The following is an 845-nucleotide window of genomic DNA, read 5'->3' on the forward strand; positions in this document are numbered from 1 at the left end:
GGCTCGATAAAGGTTCCCTTAGGAGCTTTGATGTAGCCAAGCTCGATACCGTTGACAATGGCTTTTTCCATCGAACGTCCAAAGACTGCAATCTTGCGTCCAGTCTTAACAGCGGCATCCGTTGCTTGCTGGAGACGGAAGATATTTGAGGCAAAGGATGCAAAGATGATGCGTCCTTCAATGCCTTGGATAATCTTCATGATGGATTGGCCAACGACTTTTTCAGAGTTGGTAAAGGTTGGCACTTCTGCGTTTGTCGAGTCAGACAGGAGACAGAGTACGCCTTCTTCACCAAGGGCTGCCATCCGGTGCAAGTCCGCCGGTTCTCCAACTGGAGTGAAGTCGAACTTGAAGTCACCCGTACAAACGATTTTTCCTTGAGGAGTATGAATAACAATCCCCAAAGGCTCTGGAATAGAGTGAGTCGTTCTAAAGAAAGTTGCCTTGAGATTTTTAAAGGTCAACTCAGTGTTGTGATTGATTTCGTAAAGTTTGGCGTTGCGCAAGAGGCCGTGTTCTTCGAGTTTTCCACGGATCAAAGCTAAGGCAAGCGGTCCAGCGTAGATAGGGACATTTGCTTGCTTGAGCAGGAAGGGAATCCCACCAATGTGGTCCTCGTGTCCGTGGGTAATCAAAACAGCCTTGACGCGGTCGATATTGTCCACGATGTAAGAGTAATCAGGAATGACATAGTCGATACCCAGCAAGTCATCTTCTGGGAATTTAATCCCAGCATCGACGATAATAATCTCGTCTTGGTATTCAATTCCGTATGTGTTTTTTCCGATTTCTCCCAGACCACCGATGGCAAAAACGCCGACTTCTTCAGGTTTAAGAGTGTAGGC

The 845-nt window shown here is 47.0% G+C and carries 1 protein-coding gene; it reads right to left on the minus strand.

The window, feature by feature from the left end; translation table 11 throughout:
• Window positions 1–845 (minus strand): ribonuclease J (locus tag GMD6S_RS11510; RefSeq protein ID WP_000963087.1); only part of this gene is annotated, 845 nt, incomplete at both ends.

This window comes from Streptococcus sp. GMD6S (genome assembly GCF_000297015.1).